Consider the following 2,095-nt stretch of genomic DNA (forward strand, 5'->3'; position numbering starts at 1 on the left):
ATTCCGTATCTGGCACGGTAATATTCCATTTCTTCTTCATCGGTGAAGGAATACACCTCTTCCGCTATCGTATCCTTTACAAGACGGAATGTACGGCCTCCTTTTTTCAGTATGGCTGTAATCTGTGGAATATGCAGTGTTTCACAGTAGCCGTTTATTTCCATCGGATGCACGTGCAGGCGTGTCTTTCCTTTTACAAGATACATGGCCTGTGATGTACAGCCGGTTCTGTCCGTGTCGAATCCCTCTCCATGAAATTTCTCTTTTATTTCCTTGTAGAATGCGTCCGTTTTCTCATGGGAAAAACCTTTTCCCCATTCATATCCGGTTTCCAGACTGAAAAGCAGATGGAAGAGGGTTGTCCGTCCGGTCTTGCTTTCCCAGTAGCCGTAAAGGTCGGCCGTACCGGATTTCGGTCCGAACCTGTATCCGTCCGGAGTATAGCTTTCCATCACTTCCAGGAGTGAGTTCATGAAATTTTCCGATTCTTCCGATTCCCACCATTCTGACGTATCGTCATCCATGGCATAAGCCGGTATATAGTTCATAACCTGCAGGTATTCCGGAGTTTCTTTCAGAATGTCCAGCATCCTTGTGACGGCTTCCTTCCTTTGTCTGATGGAGAACAGTTCTGTTCCGGTATTCGCGTGAAGCCTGTTCTGTGTCTTCTGGTCTGTAATCATGACTTCTGATATTTATTGTTATACATTGTCTGCCTGTAAGGTACAGGCATTCTTATTTCTTGTTGTCCCTGTTGTCTGTTTGCCCGCATCCCTGCAAGGCTTGGCGGAAAAAAATACCGGAGCGAAGCGAGGATGATTTTTTTCCAGACAACCAGCCCGGCAGGGCCGCCTTGCGGGAGTTGCGCGGCAAACAGCTATTTTTGCAGCAAGAAATGAGGATGCTGTCATCATGTCTGCGGCATAAAAAAAGGGAACCCCATATTGCATGAGGCTCCCCAATACAGACTGTCGCATATATGTCAGGTATGTATGCTCCATCCGTGGAAACGTTCCATGGTGACGGCAAAGGACTCGTCCGGATTTCCATGATACAGCAGTCCTCCGACAATGCCTGTATTTCCGTCCGGATAACGTTCGCAGAATCCGAACGAATAAGGCGCATGGTCGTAATAGAGTTCGATTTCGCATGGACGGTTCTCGTTCTTCTCCCATTGTTTTAGACGTTCAAGACAGTTTTCCAGGGTCTTGTCATTGATTGATTTTGCATACTGTACGACCTTGTCGTAATGCTCTTGTGAACAGCAGATTTTCATATCGTTTGAATTTATTGGTTGGTAAATGTTTTTTCAGTCAATCCAGAAAGTACCGCAATGAGGGCACCTGCATCCGGCAGGATATTCATTCGAATACCGCACGTCACGGTGGCGTTTGTAGTTCATGTCACCGAAGGTGCATTTCCCGTCTCGGAATGTCTGCTCATAAGCGGCTTCCTGTTTCTTGTATTCAGCCATCCGGCTTTTTCGGACAGATCCGGTAAAAGGTATCATGCCCGTTTCCCATTTTGTGGAATCACACCAGTCATTGGTCATGCCGCAGACTTCATTGGCATAGGAATAGTGTACCTGTGAATCGACAAACAGGTTCTCTCTTTGGAAAGGGAAAGTGATATCCAGCGGAATCCGTACATGATGTCCGGAACCGTTCCGGCTGTCGGCAATGGCCACCATTACATTCCCGTGGAAACGGATGCTTTTGAAATCGTTCTCAGGGTCTTTGCTGATGAGCCTGTCAAACATGGCGTTGAAGTAGATGCGCAGTTCTCCGCCGTATGTGGCATTCTCTACCAGTTCTTCAATCTTCTCGTCAAACTGCCCCTTTTTCAGATGCAGTGCGCGACGTACCTTATGGCAGGCCATGGCGACTGATTCTCCCCGCAGTGAACAACCGGTCAGATATCCGCTGATTTCCACTCCGAGCGAATAGAAGAAATTAGTGACGGACGAGTTGCGGATCAGGTCCTTTACCGGGTCGGAATCGTTCCGGTCGTAGATAAGTTCCCTGATTTCATCCTCATGCTCTTCAAACTCTCCGGCAAGATTGTCCGCTTCCATATTCTTTCTTGTCTCCTCCAG

The 2,095-nt window shown here is 47.5% G+C and carries 3 protein-coding genes; all 3 read right to left on the reverse strand.

Annotated features, from left to right (window positions below; translation table 11 throughout):
• Window positions 1-683, reverse strand: a 683-nt coding sequence (locus tag Q3C19_RS18095) for a hypothetical protein (RefSeq protein ID WP_302731227.1), incomplete at its 3' end; no start/stop codon positions are given.
• A 299-nt stretch (window positions 684-982) separates the two neighbouring features.
• The gene (locus Q3C19_RS18100; protein ID WP_004326290.1) at window positions 983-1,276 is read right to left on the reverse strand and encodes a DUF4120 family protein; all 294 of its coding nucleotides are present in this window, start codon (window positions 1,274-1,276) and stop codon (window positions 983-985) included.
• A gap of 33 nt (window positions 1,277-1,309) precedes the next feature.
• A partial coding sequence (locus Q3C19_RS18105) for a hypothetical protein (protein WP_302731230.1) occupies window positions 1,310-2,095 on the reverse strand: 786 nt, incomplete at its 5' end.

This window comes from Bacteroides sp. ET489 (assembly GCF_030518095.1).
In the GTDB taxonomy this organism is placed as follows: Bacteria; Bacteroidota; Bacteroidia; order Bacteroidales; family Bacteroidaceae; genus Bacteroides; species Bacteroides ndongoniae.